This window comes from Ruegeria sp. BB7 (assembly GCF_056539365.1).
Window position 1 is genome coordinate 126,111 of sequence record NZ_JBQFUV010000007.1, and the last position, 23,108, is coordinate 149,218.

Consider the following 23,108-nt stretch of genomic DNA (forward strand, 5'->3'; position numbering starts at 1 on the left):
GGGTTCATGTCATTTTGGGCAGATGTCGGCGCGATATTCAGTGCTTTACTCACCTTCGATTCATTCGAGATTCAATCCGCGCTGGAATCCGACGCAACTTGGGTCGTAGGTGCAATCGTTTCAGCCCTGGGTGGGCTCCTCATCATGTGGATTTACCAAAAAGTGCCGTTTGTCGAACGCCACTTTGAACGTGCCGTGATGGTTTATTCCTACCTTGCAATTGCCTTCATCATCTTTTGGGGCGTGATTGACCGGTTCGTATTCAACGATCAGGAACCCTGGTCCACCACGATCCCGCCACTGCTGTTCATGGTGATGGCATGGTTCGGCGCGTCTTATAACGTGCGGCTACGTACCCATTTAAGCTTTAGCGAATTCCGCACTTCGATGCCGCGTGGCGGGCAACTGGCTTGTCTGTTCCTGGACGCAGTGCTTTGGTACATCTTCGCGGTCATCGTCATTGTGACAACTACTCGGCTGGTGGCGCTGTCGGCGTCGAACTTTCAGATTGTTCTGGGTACCGACAACATCATGCAATGGTGGTTCCTGCTGGCAGCGCCACTGTCATTCTTTTTGATGGTCGGGCGTGTGTTTCAAAACCTTGCTGACGATCTGAACAATTGGAAAACCGGTGAGCCGCTGATCCAGCAAGCCGTGATCGGAGCAGACTGATGACAGACGGAACCATGGTCACACTGATCTCGCTTGGGGTCACCTTCCTGTTCATGCTGGGCGTGCCGGTGCTACTGGTTATCGGCTATTGGGTCATTGGCTGTTCGTTTGTCCTTGGCCTGACGCTGGACAATATGGGGGCCGAGCTGTTGAACGTGTTCAACAAGGGCTTTGCCCTGCTAGCGATGCCGCTGTTTATTCTGACCGGAGACCTGATCAACAAATCCGGCATTGCTCGGCGGCTCAGTGATTTTGCCTATTCCTGTCTAGGCTGGATACGTGGCGGGCTGGCAATGGCGTCGCTGGGGGCCTGCGGGCTGTTCGCGGCGATTTCGGGGTCGAACTCGGCAACAACCGCGACCATCGGGTCGATGCTGCACCCAGAGATGGTCAAGGGTGGATATGACGAACGCTTCAGTGCTGCGACCGCAGCAGCGGGCGGTACGGTGGGGATCATCATTCCTCCCTCGATCATCTTCATTGTCTACGGCTTCTTGATGAACCTGCCAATTTCCGAACTGTTTGTGGCGGGTATCCTGCCCGGTGCATTGATGGTCTTCGGCATGCAATTTGCCTGCTGGATCATCTGCCGCATGAACGGCTGGGGGCATCTGATCCCACTGCAACTGAACCGCGTGCTGAAAACCGCATTCGGAGCATGGCTGGGCTTCTTCGCCATCGGGTTGGTTCTATGGGGCATCTACACTGGCAAATTTTCTCCGACCGAAGCGGCGGGTGTAACCGTGGGCTTCTGCGTCATCGCGGGTCTGGTCAGCTACCCGATCAACCGCATCATGGGCGCGAGGAACGACATTCCACCAACCGAAAAGACCTTTGCAGAGATGTTCGTGGTTGAAGGCTTCACGATCCCCGAGATTCCCTCGATCGTGATCCGTTCAGCCCAGATCACTGGCATCCTTGCACCGCTGATCGCAATTTCGGTTGTGATGCAGCAAATCTTGTCGCTGCTAGGCGCGCAAGAGACCATCGGGAACTTCGTGACCTCGATGGGGGGGTATCATGCGGTGCTGTTTACCTCGATGGTGATCGTATTCTTCTCGGGTATGGTGCTGGAAAGCCTGCCTGTCACGATTATCCTTGCGCCGATACTGGCTCCGATTGCAGCTTCGGTTGGAATTGATCCTATCCATTTCTCGGTGATCTTCCTTGTCGGGGCATCCATCGGGTTCATCACTCCGCCTTACGGGTTGAACCTCTACGTAGCTTCAGGCGTGACCGGAGTGCCTTATTTCCGGCTGCTGCGGTACACAGTACCTTATTTGGTCGCGTTGCTGTCGGTGTGGATTTTGGTGTCGCTTGTGCCCGATCTGGCCTTGATCCTGCTGCCAAATAACTAGACTGTTGCGGAATGGCAGAGACGGAAACACAGGACAAAGAAACTCAGATTCCAACAAACTTGCGCCTTCTTCTCATCCTTGAGGAGGTGGCGCGACGCGGGGTCGCCGTCAAACCATCGGACCTGATCGAAGCCTTAGGTCTGGCCAAGCCGACCGTTCACCGCCTGTTGCAAACCGCAGAAGCCGAAGGCTTTCTACAACGTGATCTGGATGGACGCTCGTACGGTCCTGGACATCGGCTGCGTTTACTTTCGGTCAACACGATGTCTTCCGAGCACCTGCGCACGGCGCGCTTGGCAATCTTACGAAGCGTCGCCGAAGAAGTCGGTGAAACTTGCAATCTCGCCATCCCGGACCGCGAGGGGATGATCTATCTTGATCGGGTGGAAACCAAGTGGCCACTGCGCATTCAGCTGCCGGTCGGTACGCAGGTGCCCTTCCACTGTACTGCCAGTGGTAAAATGTATCTGTCCACTCTTCGGCAAAAAACCCTGGACGGTTTTCTTTCGGCTGGAAACCTACAATCGCAGACCGAACGATCTCTGACTGATCCCAAGGCGTTGCGAGCGGAAATCCAACACATCGCTGAGAACCGATATTCCACCGATGACGAAGAATTCATGGCCGGAATGGCTGCTCTTGCTGTGCCCGTTCAGGATGGCCAGGGCAGATTGGTGGGCACGCTTTCGGTTCACGCCCCGACACAACGTCATGACGTCAACAGTCTAATGTCGTTTCTGGGCATACTGCAAAAGGGAGCGAATGAGCTTTCGGCTCTTTTGGCCGAGTGACTAGGCCCAGGCCACCTGGCCGCTAGATGACAGTTGCAGCGAGTGTGTTTGCTGACAGTCGGCAGATTGCGGGCCCGCACTATGATTCACTTAGCGCGTTGTTTCTGGCATAAGCCGTCGTTGGAATCCGGGCCAGTGTCGTGCCTTATGTGGCCTAAGCAAGAGGTTCGATAAGATAATTCTGCAGGGTGGCTGAATATTGGAACATTCTTCTGATTTGGGTGGTGGTAAACCCGCAGCAAACCCCATATTAAAGGCGCCACGAGTCCCTTAGGCAGAAAAACAGTCCCGTGTTCGATCTACCCGCGCAGCGCGCGCATCTCTCCGAAAAATATGATCTGAACCCTTCGCCCGAGCTTGCCGCAAGCATGAGCGATATCTATGACCGCATGTCGCGCGTGGTTTCGCCCGTAGATTGGGCGATCTATGCGCCCTATGTGAAGGCGATCAACGATCTAAAGGCGGAACGCAACGCGGTCATTCTGGGCCACAACTACATGACGCCCGAGATTTACCACGGCATTTCGGATTTCGGCGGCGATAGTTTGCAACTGGCAATCAAGGCAACTGAAGTTGAGGCCGATGTGATCGTGCAGTGCGGCGTGCATTTCATGGCTGAGACGTCGAAAATCCTAAGCCCTGACAAGACGGTTCTGATACCGGATATGGAGGCCGGATGCTCGCTGGCCGAATCGATTACGGCCGATGGCATTGCAGAGATGCGCCGCAGGTATCCGGGCGCGCCTGTTGTGACCTATGTGAACACCACCGCCGAGGTCAAAGCAGCATCCGACATCTGTTGCACCTCGTCCAATGCGGCGCAGATCGTTGCGGCGCAGGACAGTGACACGGTGATCATGACCCCGGATCAGTATCTGGCGCAGAATGTTGCGCGCGACGTACCCCAGAAAAACGTGGTCTGGTGGGAAGGCTCGTGCATCGTGCACGAGCAGTATTCGGCCCGCGACCTACGCGATTTCCGCGAATGGAACCCAGGCACGCGGCTGATCGCGCATCCGGAGTGCCCGCCAGACGTTGTGGCCGAGGCCGATTTCTCGGGCTCAACCAGTGGCATCATCAAATATGTCACTGATGAGAAGCCGGAAAAGGCGCTGTTAATCACCGAATGTTCGATGGCCTCGAACATCGCTGATGCATTGCCCGAGGTTGATTTTGTCGGACCCTGCAACATGTGCCCCTACATGAAGAAGATCACGCTTGAGAAAGTGCTGTTCGCTCTGGATACCATGACCGGACAGGTCGAAGTCGACGCCGAAGTCGCCGACAAGGCGCGCCTGTCGGTTCAGCGCATGATTGATCTGTCGCGCAAACTGGGCATTTGATCGACAAAATGCAAACAATCGAAACGCCGCGTGTGGTCATCATAGGCGCCGGGCTGGCTGCGGTTTATACCGCGCTGAAATTGGCGCCGCTCCCGGTGGTGATGATTTCGCCTGAGCAGCTTGGGTCCGGCGCAAGCTCGGCTTGGGCGCAGGGTGGCGTCGCGGCGGCCATGGCGCGAACGGACAGTCCCGAGGCGCATGCGGATGACACCATGCGCGCGGGCGCGGGGTCGGTACTGCGCGAGGTTGCCGAATTTGTGACCAAAGCCGCGCCAGAACATATCCTCGATCTGTCCGAGCTGGGCACCGGGTTTGACCGCACCGCTGACGGTGGGTTCGTACAATCGCGCGAGGCTGCGCATTCGGCGGCGCGGGTGGTGAGGGTCAAGGGCGACCAGGCCGGATCCGAAATCATGCGCGCACTGATCGAAGAAGTGCGCCGGACGCCGTCGGTGCAAGTGGTCGAAGGTGCTCAGGCCGTCGGTCTGGAAAGCGACGGCGCGCAGGTGACCGGCGTATATCTGACCAGCGCGCAGGCGTCTGGAGCGGGGCCGATGCTGCTGCGCGGAGCTGCGCATGTACTGGCAACTGGCGGGTCATGTGGGCTCTATGCGCAAACCACCAATCCCGCGCGTATCCGGGGGCAGGGGATTGGCATGGCCGCGCGCGCCGGTGCGCGGATTGCCGATGCAGAGTTTGTGCAATTCCACCCGACAGCCATTGATGTGGGCGAAGACCCGACGCCGTTGGCGACCGAGGCGTTGCGCGGCGAGGGGGCTGTTCTGATTGACTGCGATGGCCACCGCTTTATGCCTGATATTCACCCCGATGCCGAGCTGGCCCCGCGCGACACGGTTGCACGCGCCGTCTATGTTCAGATGCAGGCGGGCAAACGTCCGGCGCTGGACACGCGTCATGCCATAGGGGCCGAGATCGTAACGCAATTCCCGTCAGTGACAGAGGCCTGCAAACGCAACGGCGTCGATCCTGTGACCGACCCAATTCCTGTGACTGCATCGGCGCATTACCATATGGGCGGCGTTGAAACCGATCTGGCGGGGCGCAGCTCTCTGACGGGGCTTTGGGTGTGCGGTGAGGCTGCCTCGACCGGTTTGCACGGGGCCAACCGGTTGGCCTCGAACGGGTTGCTCGAGGCGCTGGTTTTCGCGCGGTCTTGCGCTCGGGACATTGCGACCCAAGTGTCGCTTGAAAATGCGCCCGAGGTCGAGCTTAGCCTAGTCCAAGGCGGTAATTCAGTTGACGTGAAAGACGTGACAGCCCTGCGTCAGGCCATGACCGAGCACGTCGGTGTTGTGCGCGATGAAGACGGACTGCGCCGGGCCCTGACCGAGATCGCCGCGCTCGAAGCCCGGCACACGGACTCTGACCTGTTCCTGAACATGACCGCCACGGCTACTCTGATCGCTGCCGCCGCTTTGCTGCGCAAGGAGAGCCGCGGCGCACATTACCGATCCGATTTTCCTGATCCCATCCCCGGCCCTGGCCGACGCTCGGCCTTGACGCTGAGTGAGGCCTTAGCCTTGCGGGACCGCATTGCGAAGGACGTAACATGAATTTCCCGGCCTTGCCTGACATGATCCTCGAACCCATGGTGCGGTCCGCGCTGATGGAGGATCTGGGCGCCAATGGCGATGTCACCACACTGACCGTGATTCCGGCTGACACCACCTATAATGCCCGGCTAAACGCGCGCGAGGATGCGGTCGTTTCGGGCATGCAGGTGGCTGCTTTGGCGTTTCGTCTGGTCGATCCGTCGTTGGAGGTCATCATCCATGTTGTTGACGGCCAGCGTTGTACCAAGGGCGACACGCTGATGGAGATCAAAGGCAGTGCGGCCTCGATCCTGTCTGGCGAACGGGTCGCGCTGAACTTTGCGGGGCGTATGGCGGGTGTCGCAACTGCTACGGCTGCTCTGGTGGCCGAAGCCGAGGGTACCAAGGCGCGCATTACTTGCACCCGCAAGACCACGCCTGGACTGCGCATCGTTGAAAAACAGGCGGTGCTGCATGGTGGCGGGTTCAACCACCGTTTCTCTCTTTCGGACGCGATCCTGATTAAGGACAACCACATCGCCGCAGCCGGTGGTGTACGGGCGGTTCTTGACGCTACTAGGGCCCGAGCCTCGCACATGATGAAGGTTGAGATTGAGGTGGACACGTTGGACCAACTGGCCGAGGTGCTTGAGGTCGGCGGCGCGGATGTGGTGTTGCTGGACAACATGGCCCCTGCCACCCTGAAAGAGGCGGTCAAAATGGTGGATGGTCGTATCGTGACCGAGGCTTCTGGTAATATCAGCCGCGACACAGTGGCTGCTGTGGCGGCAACCGGTGTGGACTACATCTCATCAGGTGCGCTAACCCATTCCTATCGCACCATTGATATCGGGCTGGACTTCTGACGCAGCGCCAAGGTCTCTGGTGCTGATGGGTGCGGCGCGCATTTGCAATATGCAAGTCACCTGAAGCTGAGTATCGGCCATTGAACATGCGCTAATAACGCTAAATTCGGGGCAGAGCGTTAATTTCGACCGGATTAATCTGGACTGCCCATCGCGCCCAATCGGATAATTGTGACCTATGTCAATGACAGCGCCCCTGTGGTGGTGTCCATTGGCCATCGATTGCTGACCGAGCTGCGCGACTACGACTTTTCTGAGGGAACGCGTGCTTTTTTGCCGATACTCGGCGAGGTCGAACAGCTGGAGGATTCAAATGCCTGATGGATGCGCCTGTGACCGGCATGCTCATATGTATTTGACGGTATCCGACGCTCTGGCTCGGGGCCTGTCCGTTGCCGACCCAATCAAAGAAACCGAAGCTGTGTCGCTGATCGATGCGATCGGACGGGTGTTGGCCCGGGATTGTACGAGCAAGGTGGATATGCCTGCCTTCGATAATTCGGCCATGGACGGTTATGCCATTCGTACGGCTGATCTGGGCAACGGCCCTATGTTCACCCTGCCAGTTGCCGGGCGCATTGCCGCCGGTGATGATGGCACACATTCTGCACCCGTGGGCACGGCGTTGCGGATATTCACCGGCGCGCCGGTGCCTTCTGATTTCGATGCGGTTCTGATGCAGGAAGATTGTGAGGTTACCGCCGATGGTATCCGTTTTACCCGCCGACCCAAGCCCGGACAACATATCCGCCGCTCGGGTGAGGACCTGAAGGCAGGTGCCCCGATCCTGCGTCAGGGATGTGAGATCTCGGCCCGCGAAGCCGCCGTGCTGGCCTCGGCCGGGTACGGAGAGGTGACTGTCTATCGTAAATTGAAGGTCACCATCTTTTCGACTGGCAGCGAATTGCGGCAACCCGGTGAAGAACTAGGCCCCGGCCAAATCTACAATTCGAACCGCTATATGCTGCGTGCGTTGTTGGACAAACCGTGGATCGATCTGACGGATATGGGGCCGGTTGAAGACGAACCTGCGTTGTTGGAACAGGTGCTGCGTGAAGCCTGCGAAAGCGCGGATCTGATCATCACCACGGGCGGCGTGTCGGTCGGTGACGAGGACCACATGCCGCGCCTCTTTGCCGATATTGGCGGTCAGACAGATGTGATGAAAGTGGCGATGAAACCGGGCAAGCCGATCATGTTCGGTCGTCGGGGCGATGCGCTATATGTCGGGCTGCCGGGAAACCCGGTTTCGGCCTATGTGACTTGGCAAATCATCGGGTCGCACATGATGGCGCGTCGGGCAGGTTTGCATCACGTGCCGCAAACATCGGAAAACGCGGTTCTGGCCGAACCGTTGGAGCGCCGGGCAGGCCGTCAGGAATACCGCCCCGTCGTTATCGAAGGCGCGATGCCAGATGGCACCCCTCGGCTGCGGCTGATGGCTCCGTCGTATAGTGGTCGGGTCGCATTGCTTGCGCAGGCGGATGGTCTGGCCGTCATCCCCGCGGAAACAGAAATGCTTGCTAAGGGACAAATTCTGCCGTTCCTGCGCTTTTGACGAGGCCCGGTGTGTCAGGTTTCTGCAAGCCTTGGGCACTGACGGCTGCAAGCGTCCTGCGTCCCGTCGAGACACTCGTCTGGCTGAGAACTCCGACCGTATGCGGGAGTGAGTTCGGAACTGATGAAGCCATCATCAATCCATTTGGAACGTGCGAGTGGGCCGACCCTGTTTGCCGCAACCGACATTTAAGTTGTCAGGTTGTGTAAAAAGCGTGAGCCCGACCTCTCGACACAGCCTTGTCAAAACAGTGCATGATATCGGCTTAGCTGAGGTATTTGAACATATAGGTTGTAGGCTCCAATCGATCCTCGAACGGGTTGCGGCAATACTTCGGAATCTCTCCGGCGATCTGAAAGCCCATGTTTTGATACAGCAGGCGCGACGGATCGGTGCTGCGGGTGTCGAGCACAAGCAATGTTCGGCCAATTGCGACGGCACGGTCTTCAAGGTTTGCCATCAGGGCGCGTCCTAGACCTTGGCGTCTGGCGTCAGGATGGACCAACAGCTTGGCCACGTCGGCGCGATGAGGTTGGTTGGGCATTGCTGCAGGGATCAATTGCACCGTACCCAAAACGCGCCCTGCGTCCTGTGCGACGAACAGGTCCAACGCACCGGTCTGCACACCCGGTCGCACCTGGTTTTTCCAATAAACCCGCGCCTGATCCGGAGAGAAGGGATGGATGAATCCTATGCTTGCTCCGGCCTGCACGCAGGCGCGCAGGATATCAGTCAGATCCTCTAACGCTGTGTCAAAGCCATGCAGGTCCAGGCGCGAGATCATATCAGCACCAGTATATACCGCGCCCCGCGCATGGGCGATGTTTCGAACCGTGTCGGCCCTGAAAGGTGATAGCGCAGGCAATCTCCGCCGTTCAGGTCGTGGGCAATGCCATCTACGGATAGCGTCAGCGCGCCGTCCAGTAGGATCAGGTGATGCTCCTGTCCGGGTTTTGGTGGGCTATCATAAGTGATCATCGTGTCCGGTGGCAGGTGCCCTTCCATCACCTCTCCGCTGAGCCCAGTCGCTGGTGGAGACACCGAGCGGCGCGTGAACCCGGTCTCAGGATCGCGCCATTCCGGTTGCCGTTCAAACGGGACTTTTGGGTCGAAACTGTCTTCAACCATCATTAGCAGGCGTGACATCGGCAGACCGTAGGCAGCACACAGCCGTCCCAGCGTTTCGGCGGTGGGGCTGACATCGCCTTTTTCCATCCGCGAAAGTGTGGCGCGACTGATGGCGCTGTGTTCTGCCAGTTGGTCCAATGACCATCCGTGGCCCCGGCGCAGTTCGCTCAGGCGCGCAGCAAGGCGATTTGAGAGGTTGTCCAGCATCGTTCAGAAATGAGAATAAAGATCGATTTCGGGATTAAACGATTAATTTAATCATATTTCAACAGGAAAAGGCGCGGAAATCTCCGCGCCTTTTCTTTAGTTCAGGATATTGAGCCAGAGTTACTTCCAGCCGACCTCGTTAAAGATCTTCTGTGCCTCGGGGATGTTCTTGGCCACTTCGGACAAGTTCACCTCGTCGGCCTTGAACGCACCCAGCGCCTGGACTGAGTCGGCAAGTGCAACGCCTTGGGCAGCCGGATACTCATCATTGCCAGCCGAGAAATACTGCTGGGCCTGATCACTTGCCAGATACTCAAGGAACAGGATTGCGTTCTCTTTGTTTGGTGCATTCGCGGCAACACCGGCACCGGACAAGTTCATATGCGCACCGGTGCCGTCCTGGTTCGGGAAGACCCAGCCGATCGAGTCGATATCAGCGGAAACGCCTTTGACGTCTTTTCGGATAGCGCGGGCAAAGTAATAAGTGTTCGAAACCGCAATATCACACTCGCCCGAGACGATGCCGCGCAGCTGGTCTGTGTCGCCGCCCTGCGGCTCGCGCGCCATGTTGGCGACAACCCCTTCAGCCCAGGCTTTGGCTGCCTCGGTGCCTTCGTGGGTGATGATTGAGGCCAGCAAGGTCTGGTTATAGGTGTTGCTGGACGAACGGATGCAGACAAGGCCCTTGTATTCGGGTTTGGCCAGATCGGCATAGGTGGCTGGCGGGTTGGCGACGTTTTCCTTATCGAAAAAGAGGATGCGGCCCCGCTGCGAGAAACCGAACCATTCATTGTCGCTGTCCTGCAGGTTGGCGGGGATGCGCTCTTCCAGCACGTCACTGTCGATCGACTGCAGAATGCCTGCGTTCTTGGCGCGGGCCAGACGCGACGTATCAACGGTCAGCAGAATGTCGGCAGGCGAGTTCGCACCTTCCGCTTCCATCCGCGCGATCAGTTCGTCGGCCTTGCCTTCGATACGGTTGATGGTGATGCCGGTCGCCTCTTCGAAATCGCTGTAAAGGCGTTCATCAGTGTCATAGTGACGCGAGGAATAGAGGTTCAACTCGCCCTCGGCGGTGGCGGAAGTTGCGATCAGAGCCGTAAGGGCGGCGGCAACGCAGGTAGAGGATTTCAGCATCGTGTGTCCCAAAATTGAAAACTGTGGCGGATCTAAATCCGACTGAAAAAGTCAATTAAACGATTCCTCAGGGGATGCAAGTAAATCTGACAAAATTAGTTGGTCAAAAGGTCGCTATGTGCGCAGGCTTGTTGGAGTCAGCGAAAATATATTTGGGGAAAGGCGCGGGAGATGCCCGCCAGAAGAGAAAAAAGGTGTTTCTCAGGCCGGGCGGGGCGAAAAGAGTTTCTGCTGGATCTGAAAACCTCTTAGGCGTCAATGCTCGTGGCCCGGCGAACCGCAAGGGTCGCCGCGGCATAATCTCCCAAGGAAATACCCCTGAATGCAAAAGCCGCTGGTTGGCAGTATGGGTTGCTGCCGAATTCATTCGAAACCAGTTCCGTCAGGTCGCCAGTAATCTGCTCGTAGGGAAGCATCGGCTTTTCGCTTTCAAGCTCCTGTTGGCGATCATCTACAACCACGGTCTTGAACGCTGTCATGCTGTCCTGAATCCAAGGGACACATGCATCGGTTATGGTGGCAAATGCGTTCGGTTTCAGCCATCGTGCATCTAGAAAAGGCTTGATTGAGTAATCCAACGTCACAGACGTCACAACCAGATCGGCATTCTGCAAAGCATCTTTTGCGCTGGAGCTTGCTTCTGCAGCGAGGCCGAGTTCCCGCGCTTGGCGGCAGAGCTTCTCAATATTGCTCTGGCCGCGCCCGAATACTTGAATCCTTTTGAGAGGGAACATTTCCGAAAAAGCGGCAAGATGCGCGTGTGCCTGCACGCCAGCCCCCACAAAAGCTATCGTTTCGGAGGTGGGATCGGCAAGACGACGTGCCGCCACGGCTGACAACGCCGCCGTTCTGACTGCTGTGACCCAGTTGGCCCCCAGGATGGCGCGCAAGACGCCTGTCTGCCCATCCATCACCATGATCGCCCCATTTATTGCAGCAAGACCCTTAGCTGGATTGTCGGGGCATACAGTAACTTGTTTGACGACGATGAATCCATCTTCGCCCACTGCCAAAGTGGACATTGCATAGCGTCCGTCGCCGGGCAAGATCGCAGTCTTCGGAGCGGTGTGAAGCCGCCCGTCTGACTTGGCAATCAGTGCTGCTTCGATGGCATCCGAAACTTCGGACGGTTGGATGTTCAAATCTTCCAAGTCCTGATCGGACAAAAAGAGCGGTGGTCCTTCGGAGCCCATGGCGCCGTCCTTTGTTTCAAGATTTTGCGCGGGCTGATGTGTCCCGAACCAGTATACATTTTCTTGGGGTATTTCGTCGACGGTAACGTAGTGACCTAGGCGAAACTCTGACGCCCGCACTATTCGCATCGCAGTAGTCGGCATATCCAAAAGAAAAAGCCGCTCTTGAAAGAGCGGCTTTTTGAAATTGGTCTGCTAAATTCTTAGCCCTGACGAGCTTTGAACTTGCGCTGCGTCTTGTTGATCACGTAGACGCGGCCTTTGCGACGCACAACACGGCAATCACGGTGCCGGTTCTTGAGCGAGCGGAGCGAGTTCTTGACCTTCATTGGTCTGTCTCCAATCTGCGGCGCCTTCATCAAGGACGTGGCCAGCGCCTGGGTTAGCGGGTGCCCCGGAAAACCGGAACAGTGAAACGATGGTGGGCGGTACAAGGATCGAACTTGTGACCCCTTCGATGTCAACGAAGTGCTCTACCGCTGAGCTAACCGCCCACGTAACCTTTGCGTGACCTGCCCCATAACGAAATGGGGCGCGGATACCCGCGCCGGTAGCGGGGTCTATAAAAGGAGTCGCAAAGGGGTTCAAGGGGTTTGGTAGAACTATTTTCCGGTCTATGTTGAATGCGAACAAGGAGTGACCATGCAGAATACGCCCTATGTATTGGATATGCCCGCCAGCCGCACGTCTTGCGTGGTATTTTCTTCTCCACATAGTGGCCGAAATTACCCTGAATCGCTGCTGAACCGCACGGTTCTAAGCGAAAATGTGATTCGATCTTCGGAAGATGCCTTTGTGGATCAGCTGTTTGCATCGGCGGTGGAGTTCGGGGCACCGGTAATTTCCGCTGTCATGCCGCGCGCCTATCTGGATCTGAACCGCAGTGCTGAGGAGTTGGACCCCGCGCTGATTCAGGGCGCTCGCCGATCTGGGCATAATCCGCGTGTGGCTTCGGGGTTGGGGGTGATTCCCCGCGTGGTGGCCAATGGGCGTGCGATCTATCGCGGCAAACTGACGATGGACGAAGCGCGCCTGCGCATTGACACTTGTTGGCGACCCTATCATGCCCGCATCAAATCCCTGCTGAAGGAATCGCACGAGACCTTTGGACAGGCGATCCTGATTGATTGCCATTCGATGCCGCATGAGGCGGTCGCCATGGCCAGCAACTCAAAATCAAGGCGACCGGATGTCGTGTTGGGTGACAGATTCGGTGCATCTGCGTCGGTCGAAGTGGTGGACCAGATCGAGGCAGCCTTTGTTGCCGCTGGACTGAACGTGGCGCGGAATGCGCCTTTTGCCGGAGCCTATGTTACACAGACTTATGGTCGGCCCGCCCGCCAACAACACGCCGTACAGATAGAGGTCGACCGCGCGCTGTATATGGATGAGGCCAAAATCGAGCCGAATGAGAATTTCGCCGCATTTCAGGAAATACTGCGCGACGTTATTCAGGACATCGTTCGTATCGAAGATGAGCCGCTGCGTTTGGCAGCAGAGTAACCTCAGCGCAGGGCGCGGCCTTTCACGATTGCATCACTGCCAAAGCGGCGCCGAATCTCATCGGTGGCGCGTTCCGCCTGTGATCTCTGCGAAGCGCCAGGGTCAAGCAGATCCCCCGAGATATCAGCTTGCGCCTCTGGGCACAGATCAGACAGACCGACGCCCAACAGGCGATAAGGGCCTTCATTCCCGACCTGATCAAACAGCCCTTTGGCGGTGCGATAGAGGCGGTCGGCGATTTGCGTGGCATCCCGCAACGAAATGCGGCGGGTGATGATCTTGTGATTGGCTTTCTTCAGTTTTAGCGTGACGACACGTCCGGCCAGGCCCTTGGCCTTGGCGCGGTCAGCAACCTTTTCTGACATTCGCCACAGATGCCCGTCCAGAATGTCCAGACTGGCGGTATCTTCAAAAAACGTTGTTTCGTTGCTGATGGATTTCATCGGCTCATGGGCCGAGACGCGCCGTTTGTCCTGTCCGCGCGCAAGATGCCACAGCCGATAACCCATTGATCCGAAACGGGCAGTCAGCGCCTCTTGGTCCCAGCGTAGCAGGTCGGAAAAACTGCGGATTCCCGCACGGTCCAGCGATTCCTGTGCGGCGGGGCCAATACCCCAAATCAGGCGCACTGGCTTGTCGTACAGAAACTCGGCCGTTTCTGCCTTGCCGATCACCGAGAACCCGCGCGGCTTGTCCAGGTCCGAGGCGACCTTGGCCAGAAATTTGTTGTGGCTCAGACCGATGGAACCGGTCACGCCCAACTCGTCCTTCATCCGTTTGACCAGACGCGCCAGCATCACGGCAGGTGGTGCGCCGTGCAAACGCTGGGTTCCCGACAAGTCCATGAAGGCTTCGTCCAAAGAAAGCGGCTCAACCACTGGCGTCAGTTCGTCCATCATCTTGCGGATGTCACGCGAGACCTCGGCATAGACAGACATACGTGGCTTGATCACTACCGCATCAGGGCAGAGTTGCAGTGCTTTGAACATCGGCATGGCCGACCGCACCCCGCGAATGCGCGCCACGTAGCAGGCTGTCGACACTACCCCGCGTTTGCCGCCGCCAATGATCACCGGTTTGTCGGCCAGTTCCGGATTGTCCCGCTTTTCAACCGAGGCATAAAACGCATCGCAGTCCATATGTGCTATGGAAAGATCGAAAAGTTCAGGATGCGTCTTTATGCGGGGGCTACCGCAGGAGGGACAGCGCCGTTCGCTGGTCAAAGTGGTCAGGCAATCTCGGCAGAGACCGGGCATGTAACTCTTCCCGCCTTCCGTGCGATACATTCAGGGGTTTTCTTATATTAGCGCCGACCGCCAAGCAAAGGCAGGGCAAAAATATGCAGATTATGTTCCGAAAGAAGACCCCCCGCGAAGTTGCGGGGGGAGGTAACGAACCACAGGAAGAGTTGGTTCGCGGGGAGTATCACGAGACCAGAATCCCTTAAAAAAACGGGTTTCGATAGGACCTAGGTTACACAGGGAAAACTCGAGTCAGGCATGTGTGTTTTGGGGCACAGAGGCAAATTGGCACGGCGACACCATAAAGTGACGTTAGGTCAATTGCTTGCGGGCGAATATCACGCAAAATTCCGCCACTTTCGCGATGCTACTTAGTGCTGTGTCAAGGAATTTAACTCGGCAAGGACCGCCTCGGCTGCGGCTTTGGGATCATCTGCCTGATAGATCGGACGCCCGACAACGATGTGATCGGCCCCGTCGCCAATGGCGCTGGCTGGGGTGGCCACGCGTTTCTGATCGCCCAATGCCGCCCCCGCCGGCCGTACGCCGGGGGTCACGATCAGGCGGCCTTCGGCCTGAGGCAGGGCGCGGATCAGGGCAGCTTCCTGCGGGCTGGCGATAACCCCATCTGCTCCGGCTTCCAGTGCGCGTGCCGCACGTTCCACCACCAAGTCCTGTACGTCGCCTTCTTTCAGAAGGCTTGCATCCAGATCGCGGCGGTTCAGCGAGGTCAGGATGGTCACGGCGAGGATTTTGAGGTCCTTGCCCGCAGCGCCCTCTTTCGCAGCACGAACCACATGCGGGTCGCCGTGAACCGTCAGGAAATCCAAATCGAACTGCGCCAGCCCACGCACGGCATTTTCCACTGTGTTGCCGATGTCGAACAGTTTCATATCCAGAAAGATGCGCTTGCCGTGATCCTGTTTCAGCTCATTGGCCAAAGCCAATCCGCCGCCAGTCAGCATACCCAGCCCGATTTTATAAAAGGACACCGCGTCGCCCAGCCGATCGGCCATGGCCAGCCCCTGCAGTGCATTCGGAACATCAAGGGCAACGATCAGGCGGTCATCGGACATTGGAACGGTCATGGGGCAAGCTCCTATTTGGCAAACGTGTGCGTCCTAGCGGGTTCCGTGTCTTGTGTCCATGCAGGACAGATTTTTGATCGAAGTCACAATTTCCAAAGCTGGGTGTGCTATGGTCCTGACCATTCAAATGAATATTTCATATGGAGGGATGATGAAACAGTTAGCGGGTATAGGTCTTATTCTGTGTTTGATCGGATGTCAGCAAATGCCATTGCAGCCTGAGGCCGCGGACACGGTGATCAGATCCCCAACCAACCAGGACCTGCGTCTTGTACGCGGATACCGATCCACCGACGACGATTGCCAGCTGACCGGAGAGAATGCTTTTACCAATGATTTTCTGGATGACGCCGCTGACCTTGTATCCTGTCCGTCGGGTAGCAACGCGGAGCAATCACTGATCGAGATGTATAATCCGCGACAGATGGCAAAAACCGGCGGCTACACAGTATATTCCGTGCCGCGACGCTGATAGGTTCGCCATTTTTTCCTGGGGGAATTGCTACGAGAAAAGCTCTGTCAGGCGATCATCAATTTGCGCACAGATTTGCACGTGCCTGAGTTTTCTTGGCGCAACCCGGTACTCAGTTCCGTTCATGACTTTCATGGTTTTGGCCAAAAGCGGTGCTGCCTGTTGTGCGGCGTCCTTAAGGGGCACAATATCACTTTCCAAGCCTTCGGGCGCGGCCCCTTCGGCTTTGCGGCGTTGAACATGCCCCCAACTGATAAGTGCATTCTGGCGATAGGTTCTTACGTCCGATGGTGTCTTCTTCAGCTCTTCGAGATCCGATTCCAAGGCTTGGGCGCGCCGCCGAAATGAGTCGCGGTTCGCCAGTGGAAAATGGATAAGTGCGAAGTCCGGGTCATTTTTCCAATCCCCAAAGGCACCATGGGCACCCAGAGAAAACTTGATTGGCCGACCCAAAACAGATGGTTTCGAATTATGTCCGACAGCATACGCCAGCGCTGCTCGTCGAAATCCTCGGGCAGCTGGTTGCGGGGAACTCTTATATGGTTGCAGTCCTTGGCCAGTTCGCAGTGAACAGGATCATCCCCATGGCCGATGATGTACAGGATTTCTGCCCGGAACAACTGCTCATAGCACTGAACCCATTTTTCCAAATACCGATGGTCTTTATAAACCATTGTCACTGCGGCGACTTTCAATTCGCACTCTCCCAGAAGCGGAAGGCAAGATATTTGAGCGTCTGGTCAGCAGCAAGGTGAAAGTTGAGCGATCCGCCAGACAATGGATTCGGTGATGGTCGGTCTTCATCTATCTAAACGCACTAGAGAATTTTGCGACAGGGCAGTTGTCAGATTCTTGAAGCTGCATCTTGAACGGGCAAAGATATTTCCCAGATTGAATGTGAGGCCCAAACCGTCGTGTGCCGCCAAGCGGGTGCGAACACTTTGGGCGCTTGAGAGAAGGAGAACAATATGGACTTGAACAAGTTCACCGAGCGGGCACGGGGTTTCGTGCAAGCCGCGCAAACGATTGCGCTGCGCGAGGGGCATCAGAGGCTGGAGCCCACACATATACTCAAAGCATTGATGGATGACGATCAGGGGCTGGCGAGCAACCTGATTACACGCGCGGGTGGTGCGCCGAACCGCGTGGTCGAGGCGTTGGACGCGGCCATGGGGAAAATCCCGAAGGTCAGCGGCGATGCAAGCCAGATTTACATGGATGGTCAGACCGCCAAGGTTCTGGACGAGGCGCAGAAGATCGCAACCAAGGCGGGCGACAGCTTTGTGCCGGTCGAGCGCGTGCTGATGGCGCTGTGCATGGTGAAATCCAAAGCCAAGGACGCATTGGAAGCCGGAGCCATATCCGCCCAGAAACTGAACGAAGCGATCAACGATATTCGTAAGGGCCGCACTGCTGACACCGCATCTGCGGAAGAGGGGTATGATGCGCTCAAGAAATACGCGCGCGACCTGACCGAGGCTGCGGCTGAGGGCAAGATCGACCCGATCATCGGGCGCGATGAGGAAATCCGCCGCTCGATGCAGGTTCTGTCGCGCCGCACCAAGAACAACCCGGTTCTGATCGGTGAACCCGGCGTCGGTAAAACCGCGATTGCCGAGGGCATGGCCCTGCGCATCGTCAACGGCGATGTGCCGGAATCGCTGAAGGACAAGAAGCTGCTTGCGCTCGACATGGGCGCGCTGATCGCTGGTGCGAAATATCGCGGTGAATTCGAGGAGCGTCTCAAGGCCGTTCTGACCGAGGTGACCGAGGCCGCCGGTGAGATCATCCTGTTCATCGATGAGATGCACACGCTGGTTGGTGCCGGTAAATCCGATGGCGCGATGGATGCCGCCAACCTGATCAAGCCTGCGCTTGCCCGAGGTGAGTTGCATTGTATCGGTGCGACAACGCTGGACGAGTACCGTAAATACGTTGAAAAAGACGCGGCCCTTGCGCGCCGGTTCCAGCCCGTGATGGTCACCGAGCCGACGGTCGAGGATACGATCAGCATCCTGCGCGGTATCAAGGAAAAGTACGAATTGCACCACGGTGTGCGCATCTCGGATTCGGCGCTGGTCTCGGCGGCGACACTCTCGCATCGCTATATCACCGACCGCTTCCTGCCCGACAAAGCCATCGACCTTGTCGATGAGGCGGCGTCGCGGTTGCGAATGGAGGTGGATTCCAAGCCCGAAGAACTGGACCAGCTAGACCGCCAGATCCTCCAGATGCAGATTGAGGAAGAGGCGCTGAAGCTGGAAGACGATGCGGCATCGAAAGATCGTCTGGAAACCTTGCAAAAGGATCTGGCCGATTTGCAGGAGCAGTCCGCCGAGATGACCGCCCAGTGGCAGGCCGAACGGGATAAGCTCGCGGGTGCGCGTGATCTGAAAGAACAGCTCGACAAAGCGCGTGCTGATCTGGAGATCGCCAAGCGCGAAGGCAACCTCGCCAAGGCCGGTGAGCTGTCTTATGGTGTCATCCCTGAACTTGAGAAAAAGCTGACCGAGGCTGAAAACGCCGAAAGCAACGCCATGATGGCCGAGGAAACGGTGCGTCCGGAACAGATCGCTTCGGTGGTCGAACGCTGGACCGGTATCCCGACCTCGAAAATGCTGGAAGGTGAGCGCGAAAAGCTGCTGCGGATGGAAGACGATCTGCATTCCCGAGTGATCGGTCAGGATGCGGCGGTGACTGCTGTCGCCAACGCCGTGCGCCGTGCGCGCGCGGGTCTGAATGACGAGAACCGCCCGTTGGGCTCGTTCCTGTTCCTTGGTCCGACCGGCGTGGGGAAAACCGAGTTGACCAAGGCCGTGGCGAATTTCCTGTTCGACGACGACAACGCGATGGTGCGTATCGACATGTCCGAGTTCATGGAGAAACACGCGGTCGCCCGTCTGATCGGTGCCCCTCCGGGCTATGTCGGCTACGACGAAGGTGGCGTGCTGACCGAGGCCGTTCGGCGCAGGCCTTATCAGGTCGTGCTGTTTGACGAGGTCGAAAAGGCGCATCCGGATGTGTTCAACGTGCTGCTGCAGGTTCTCGACGATGGCGTTCTGACCGATGGTCAGGGCCGCACCGTGGATTTCAAGCAGACGCTGATCATCCTGACGTCGAACCTTGGCTCTCAGGCGCTCAGCCAACTGCCCGAAGGTGCGGACAGCGCACAGGCGCGGCGGGACGTGATGGACGCGGTCCGGGCGCATTTCCGGCCCGAATTCCTGAACCGTCTGGATGAAACGATCATCTTTGACCGCCTCAAGCGGGCCGATATGGATGGCATCGTCGATATCCAGATGGCACGCCTGCAGAAACGTCTGGCCGCCCGCAAGATTGAATTGGCGCTGGACGATGGGGCCAAGGAATGGTTGGCCAACGAGGGCTATGACCCGGTCTTTGGTGCCCGTCCGCTCAAGCGTGTGATCCAACGCGCCCTGCAGAACCCGTTGGCCGAAGCTCTGCTGGCCGGTGAGATCAAGGATGGCGAAACCGTGCCCGTAACTGCAGGAACCGAAGGTCTGATCATCGGTGACCGGTTGGGAACATCGGAGCGACCTCGGCCGGACGATGCGGTCGTGCACTAGTCATTCGCGAGACGCACCCATGAAAAGCAACCCTAAGATGAAACCCGCCCTTTTATAGGGCGGGTTTTTCTGTCACCACCCAGTCGGTCCATAAAACAAAGGAATTGGTTCGATGGCGGGTATGGATTGGACTTTATTGCTCAACACAGAAAAGTTTGGTGACGAGCGGGGCAAACCAGATTCCCCCGACCGGCCCGGATACGTTCGTGCAGCGGATGGTATCACGTTCTCGGCTTCGTTCCGCCGTTTGGCCAATAAGACACAAGTTCATCCACTGTATGACAACGATCATCTGCGGCACCGATTGATACACTCGGAAGAAGTAGCAAGCGTTGGCCGCTCGATTGGAACGCGGATCGGTGCCTGGTTGGCGGCAGAGCAGTATATTGCGGACAGCGACATTCACAAAGTCGCAGGTGTTGTGCATGCTGCCTGCTTGGCGCACGACTTGGGTAACCCGCCTTTCGGGCATTCAGGCGAGGAAGCCATCGGGGCGTGGTGCGCCGAACAGCTGGACCAAGGATCGCGCGCGTTTCGGGGAATTGATGCCTCTTGCTGGCATGAATTTGAAAAGTTCGAGGGCAACGCCCAGGGGTTTCGTATTTTGACCCGTCTTGAGATGTACCGCAACGACGGGGGGCTGCGCATGCCGAACGCTGTGCTAGGGGCATTCATGAAATACCCAATGGGTGCGGAGACCTCGAAGCGTCTGAAAAAAAGAAAATCTAAGGACGACTTGTATGTTGGCGCCAAGAAGTTCGGTTTTTTCGAAGCCGAGCGAGAATACTTCAAAATGGCTGCGGACAGAATGCAATTGATCGAAGCAGAAGGGCCCGATGGTCAGAAATGGTGGCGACGTCACCCTCTTGTTTATCTCGTCGAGGCTGCGGATGACATTTGCTACAATATCGTTGATTTGGAAGATGGCTATTCTGCAGGTGACCTATCCTGCCAGACTGTCGAAGATTTTTTGTCAGCTATCGCGATTTCGACAGAGCGAAATCAGGCTGGTTACACCGAATACGAAAGGATCAGCTATTTACGTGCGCGTGCAATTGGTGGGGCGATCGATGCATGCGTGAAGGCGTTCAAGGATAATCACGAAGAAATACTGAGCGGCCGTTTCTCGGAATCCCTGATCGGAGTGTCCAGTAAGTCCAAGGAATTTAAAGCGATCAAGGATCTGGCTCATGAGCAACTCTTCACAGCCCCCCGTAAAACGAAGCTTGAGGTCAAAGGGCGGAATATAATCCGTAAAGTTATGAATGGATTATGCCCGGTTTACGAAACATTGGCGCAACATGACTGGAACATAGATGCATTGCCCGCGTACGAGCGTCAGGTCATCAGTGCGGTCGATCTGGATTTGCGCGATGTAAAGGACGCGTACACAGCCCTGCATTCTTTGACTGATTTTGTTTCTGGTATGACAGACCGCTACGCCGTGCAGGTTTCCGACATGTTGTCGGGCTGAAGCAGGGTGTGCAAGGCTTGGCGAAAGTTACAATCCGGTCTCTCAATCGTTACGCTTGTTTCCTTTGTGCCGTGCTAACAGACCCTATCTAGAATCCTGACCGGAACTGAACGGAGACCACAATGGCGCACCGCTGGACCAATACTTTGACACATGCCGACGTCACCCCCAGGGCGGCGTTCCTGAACCGGCGGCAGATGATGGCTGGGCTGGCAGGTGTAGGGCTGGCGGGGCTTGCGCGCGGTGCCTCGGCACAGGAAGCGCTGGAGCCGAACACCTGGGAAGAGATTACCTCGTACAACAACTTCTATGAGTTCGGCACCGGTAAGGACGATCCGGTGAAATATGCCGGCGCGCTGACCACCGAACCGTGGAGCGTCAAGATCGACGGTCTGGTCGAAAATCCCGGTGAGTATGACTTCAAGGACATCATGTCCGAGATGACGGTCGAGGAGCGAATCTATCGTTTCCGCTGTGTCGAAGCCTGGTCGATGGTCATTCCGTGGAACGGGTTCGAACTGGCCGATTTGCTTAACATGGCCGGGGTACAGGAAGGTGCCAAATACGTGGCCTTTGAAACCGCTGTGCGCCCAGATGAGATGCCGGGCGTGCGTTATCCGATTTTGGACTGGCCGTATCGCGAAGGTCTGCGTCTGGATGAGGCGATGCACCCGCTGACTATTATGGCAACTGGCATCTATGGCCGCCCGATCCCGAATCAGAACGGCGCGCCTCTGCGTCTGGTGGTGCCGTGGAAATATGGGTTTAAATCGATCAAGTCGATTGTGCGGATCACTCTGACGGATGTCGAGCCGCCCACAAGCTGGAATATGTCCAACCCGCGCGAGTATGGCTTCTATAGCAATGTGAATCCAGGCGTGAACCACCCACGTTGGTCTCAAGCCTCAGAACGTCAGATTGGCGGTGGGTTATTTGCCAAACGCATCCCGACCCTGATGTTCAATGGCTACGATAAAGAGGTCGCAGGGCTGTACGAAGACATGGATCTGTCGGAATACTATTAAGCCTATGCAGCGCGTGAATCAGATATTACGTCGTCTTCCCGTCTGGGCAGTCTACGTGTTGGGGGTGCTTCCGGCACCCTGGCTCTTCTATCAGGGCCTGACCGGTGGTCTTGGCGTGGATCCGATTGAGGCTCTGGAACATCAGTACGGAGAGCTGGCGCTGCAGCTTTTGATCGCAGTACTTGCGATTTCACCGCTGCGCCGATTCTTTGGGCTGAACCTGCTCAAGTTCCGCAGGGCTTTGGGTGTGCTGACCTTTACTTATGTCGCACTGCATCTTTTGGTGTGGTTGGTGCTGGATGTTCAGGTGCCCAGTCAGATCTGGGCGGATATCGTGGAGCGCCCCTATGTTACTGTCGGCATGGCCGCGTTTGTGCTGATGCTGCCCTTGGCTGTGACATCCAACAACTTTTCTGTTCGCAAGTTGGGCCCGCTTTGGCGCAGCTTGCAACGCCTCGTCTTTCCGGCGGCGATTTTGGGGGGGCTCCACTATGTCATGTTGGCCAAGGGCTTTCAGATCGAACCGCTGGTCTATCTGTCCGTGATAATCGGCCTTTTGATGCTGCGCGTGCCATTTCCCAGCCTGCTGACTCGTTTGCGTCAGGCCGATTCCGCCTGACTCGTTGCTGAGTCTGTGGGTAATCCTGTGCAAAAGGTGAGATTCGGCCTCAGACATTCGGAGTATCGTTTCTATTGCGTCTGTGAGGTCTCTGTAAGATATTGTATTTAATAGATAATTTTAGAATACGTGGGTTTTTGCAAGATTCTCGAATTTTCCACTTGCGGGTATTGTTGGTTATCCTTAGAACCCCCTTCACCGGCGCTGCTGAGGCGGTTGCTGGGACGCTGGAGACGGCGGAGACGGGCCGGAGAGACGGTTGGCATCTGAGGTTAGGGTTTAGGCGGTTGCGC

Annotated in this window: 23 protein-coding genes and 1 tRNA gene; 14 read left to right on the plus strand and 10 right to left on the minus strand. The window is 56.9% G+C overall.

What is annotated here, in order from left to right; all coding sequences use genetic code 11:
• Positions 1-6 precede the first annotated feature (6 nt).
• The 8 genes from ACR0D7_RS12910 to ACR0D7_RS12945 all read left to right on the plus strand — a co-directional run bounded on the left by ACR0D7_RS12910 (position 7) and on the right by ACR0D7_RS12945 (position 8,141).
• Positions 7-672 (plus strand): TRAP transporter small permease, encoded by a 666-nt coding sequence (locus tag ACR0D7_RS12910; protein WP_480679366.1) that lies wholly within the window; start codon positions 7-9, stop codon positions 670-672.
• Positions 672-2,030, plus strand: coding sequence for a TRAP transporter large permease (locus tag ACR0D7_RS12915; RefSeq protein WP_480679367.1), 1,359 nt, complete (start codon positions 672-674; stop codon positions 2,028-2,030). The genes ACR0D7_RS12910 and ACR0D7_RS12915 overlap by 1 nt, the downstream gene beginning before the upstream one ends.
• A gap of 11 nt (positions 2,031-2,041) precedes the next feature.
• On the plus strand, positions 2,042-2,821 hold the full coding sequence (locus ACR0D7_RS12920; RefSeq protein WP_480679368.1) for an IclR family transcriptional regulator: 780 nt from the start codon (positions 2,042-2,044) through the stop codon (positions 2,819-2,821).
• 290 nt (positions 2,822-3,111) lie between these two features.
• A complete protein-coding gene (nadA, locus tag ACR0D7_RS12925) occupies positions 3,112-4,164 on the plus strand; it encodes a quinolinate synthase NadA (RefSeq protein ID WP_480679369.1) in 1,053 nt (350 codons plus the stop codon).
• Positions 4,165-4,172: 8 nt separating this feature from the next.
• On the plus strand, positions 4,173-5,738 hold the full coding sequence (locus tag ACR0D7_RS12930; RefSeq protein ID WP_480679370.1) for an L-aspartate oxidase: 1,566 nt from the start codon (positions 4,173-4,175) through the stop codon (positions 5,736-5,738).
• Entirely contained in the window at positions 5,735-6,583 is an 849-nt protein-coding gene (nadC, locus tag ACR0D7_RS12935; protein ID WP_480679371.1) for a carboxylating nicotinate-nucleotide diphosphorylase, read from the plus strand. The genes ACR0D7_RS12930 and nadC overlap by 4 nt, the downstream gene beginning before the upstream one ends.
• A 171-nt stretch (positions 6,584-6,754) precedes the next feature.
• Positions 6,755-6,904 carry a hypothetical protein gene (locus tag ACR0D7_RS12940; protein WP_480679372.1) on the plus strand — a complete coding sequence of 50 codons (150 nt, stop codon included), beginning with the start codon at positions 6,755-6,757 and terminating at the stop codon, positions 6,902-6,904.
• On the plus strand, positions 6,897-8,141 hold the full coding sequence (locus ACR0D7_RS12945) for a molybdopterin molybdotransferase MoeA (protein ID WP_480679373.1): 1,245 nt from the start codon (positions 6,897-6,899) through the stop codon (positions 8,139-8,141). The genes ACR0D7_RS12940 and ACR0D7_RS12945 overlap by 8 nt, the downstream gene beginning before the upstream one ends.
• A gap of 265 nt (positions 8,142-8,406) precedes the next feature.
• Here the strand turns inward: ACR0D7_RS12945 and ACR0D7_RS12950 are convergent, their stop codons facing one another.
• From ACR0D7_RS12950 to ACR0D7_RS12975, 6 genes are all read right to left on the minus strand, one after another.
• Entirely contained in the window at positions 8,407-8,925 is a 519-nt protein-coding gene (locus ACR0D7_RS12950) for an N-acetyltransferase family protein (protein WP_480679374.1), read from the minus strand.
• Positions 8,922-9,476, minus strand: a complete 555-nt coding sequence (locus ACR0D7_RS12955; protein ID WP_480679375.1) for a helix-turn-helix domain-containing protein — start codon at positions 9,474-9,476, stop codon at positions 8,922-8,924. Before ACR0D7_RS12955 ends, ACR0D7_RS12950 begins: the two co-directional genes overlap by 4 nt.
• 120 nt (positions 9,477-9,596) lie before the next feature.
• Positions 9,597-10,613, minus strand: coding sequence for a Fe(3+) ABC transporter substrate-binding protein (locus tag ACR0D7_RS12960; RefSeq protein ID WP_480679376.1), 1,017 nt, complete (start codon positions 10,611-10,613; stop codon positions 9,597-9,599).
• 248 nt (positions 10,614-10,861) lie between these two features.
• Positions 10,862-11,950, minus strand: a complete 1,089-nt coding sequence (locus tag ACR0D7_RS12965; protein ID WP_480679392.1) for an ornithine cyclodeaminase family protein — start codon at positions 11,948-11,950, stop codon at positions 10,862-10,864.
• Between the two features lie 59 nt (positions 11,951-12,009).
• Positions 12,010-12,135: a type B 50S ribosomal protein L36 gene (gene ykgO, locus ACR0D7_RS12970; protein WP_005648635.1), complete on the minus strand. Its 126-nt coding sequence runs from the start codon at positions 12,133-12,135 to the stop codon at positions 12,010-12,012.
• Positions 12,136-12,225: 90 nt separating this feature from the next.
• Positions 12,226-12,300: transfer RNA gene (locus ACR0D7_RS12975), tRNA-Val, on the minus strand.
• Between the two features lie 148 nt (positions 12,301-12,448).
• Between ACR0D7_RS12975 and ACR0D7_RS12980 the strand changes: the two genes are divergently transcribed.
• Positions 12,449-13,309 carry an N-formylglutamate amidohydrolase gene (locus ACR0D7_RS12980; protein WP_170576315.1) on the plus strand — a complete coding sequence of 287 codons (861 nt, stop codon included), beginning with the start codon at positions 12,449-12,451 and terminating at the stop codon, positions 13,307-13,309.
• A gap of 2 nt (positions 13,310-13,311) precedes the next feature.
• Here the strand turns inward: ACR0D7_RS12980 and ACR0D7_RS12985 are convergent, their stop codons facing one another.
• A complete protein-coding gene (locus ACR0D7_RS12985) occupies positions 13,312-14,565 on the minus strand; it encodes a DNA polymerase IV (RefSeq protein ID WP_480679377.1) in 1,254 nt (417 codons plus the stop codon).
• Between the two features lie 356 nt (positions 14,566-14,921).
• Entirely contained in the window at positions 14,922-15,638 is a 717-nt protein-coding gene (pyrF, locus tag ACR0D7_RS12990) for an orotidine-5'-phosphate decarboxylase (RefSeq protein WP_480679378.1), read from the minus strand.
• 205 nt (positions 15,639-15,843) lie between these two features.
• On the opposite strand from pyrF, the gene ACR0D7_RS12995 reads away from it, so the two are divergent.
• Positions 15,844-16,110 carry a hypothetical protein gene (locus tag ACR0D7_RS12995; protein ID WP_480679379.1) on the plus strand — a complete coding sequence of 89 codons (267 nt, stop codon included), beginning with the start codon at positions 15,844-15,846 and terminating at the stop codon, positions 16,108-16,110.
• 30 nt (positions 16,111-16,140) lie between these two features.
• Here ACR0D7_RS12995 and ACR0D7_RS13000 read toward each other — a convergent pair whose 3' ends face one another.
• Complete coding sequence (locus tag ACR0D7_RS13000; RefSeq protein WP_480679380.1) at positions 16,141-16,434, minus strand: hypothetical protein; 294 nt, start codon at positions 16,432-16,434, stop codon at positions 16,141-16,143.
• A complete protein-coding gene (locus ACR0D7_RS13005; RefSeq protein ID WP_480679381.1) occupies positions 16,410-16,805 on the minus strand; it encodes a hypothetical protein in 396 nt (131 codons plus the stop codon). The genes ACR0D7_RS13000 and ACR0D7_RS13005 overlap by 25 nt, the downstream gene beginning before the upstream one ends.
• A 273-nt stretch (positions 16,806-17,078) precedes the next feature.
• Here ACR0D7_RS13005 and clpB point away from each other — a divergent pair, with 273 nt between their 5' ends.
• The 4 genes from clpB to msrQ all read left to right on the plus strand — a co-directional run bounded on the left by clpB (position 17,079) and on the right by msrQ (position 22,815).
• Complete coding sequence (gene clpB / locus ACR0D7_RS13010; protein WP_480679382.1) at positions 17,079-19,697, plus strand: ATP-dependent chaperone ClpB; 2,619 nt, start codon at positions 17,079-17,081, stop codon at positions 19,695-19,697.
• Positions 19,698-19,809: 112 nt separating this feature from the next.
• On the plus strand, positions 19,810-21,171 hold the full coding sequence (dgt, locus tag ACR0D7_RS13015; RefSeq protein WP_480679383.1) for a dGTP triphosphohydrolase: 1,362 nt from the start codon (positions 19,810-19,812) through the stop codon (positions 21,169-21,171).
• A 122-nt stretch (positions 21,172-21,293) separates the two neighbouring features.
• Complete coding sequence (gene msrP, locus ACR0D7_RS13020; protein ID WP_480679384.1) at positions 21,294-22,196, plus strand: protein-methionine-sulfoxide reductase catalytic subunit MsrP; 903 nt, start codon at positions 21,294-21,296, stop codon at positions 22,194-22,196.
• Between the two features lie 4 nt (positions 22,197-22,200).
• Positions 22,201-22,815 (plus strand): protein-methionine-sulfoxide reductase heme-binding subunit MsrQ, encoded by a 615-nt coding sequence (gene msrQ, locus ACR0D7_RS13025; protein WP_480679385.1) that lies wholly within the window; start codon positions 22,201-22,203, stop codon positions 22,813-22,815.
• Positions 22,816-23,108: the final 293 nt, after the last annotated feature.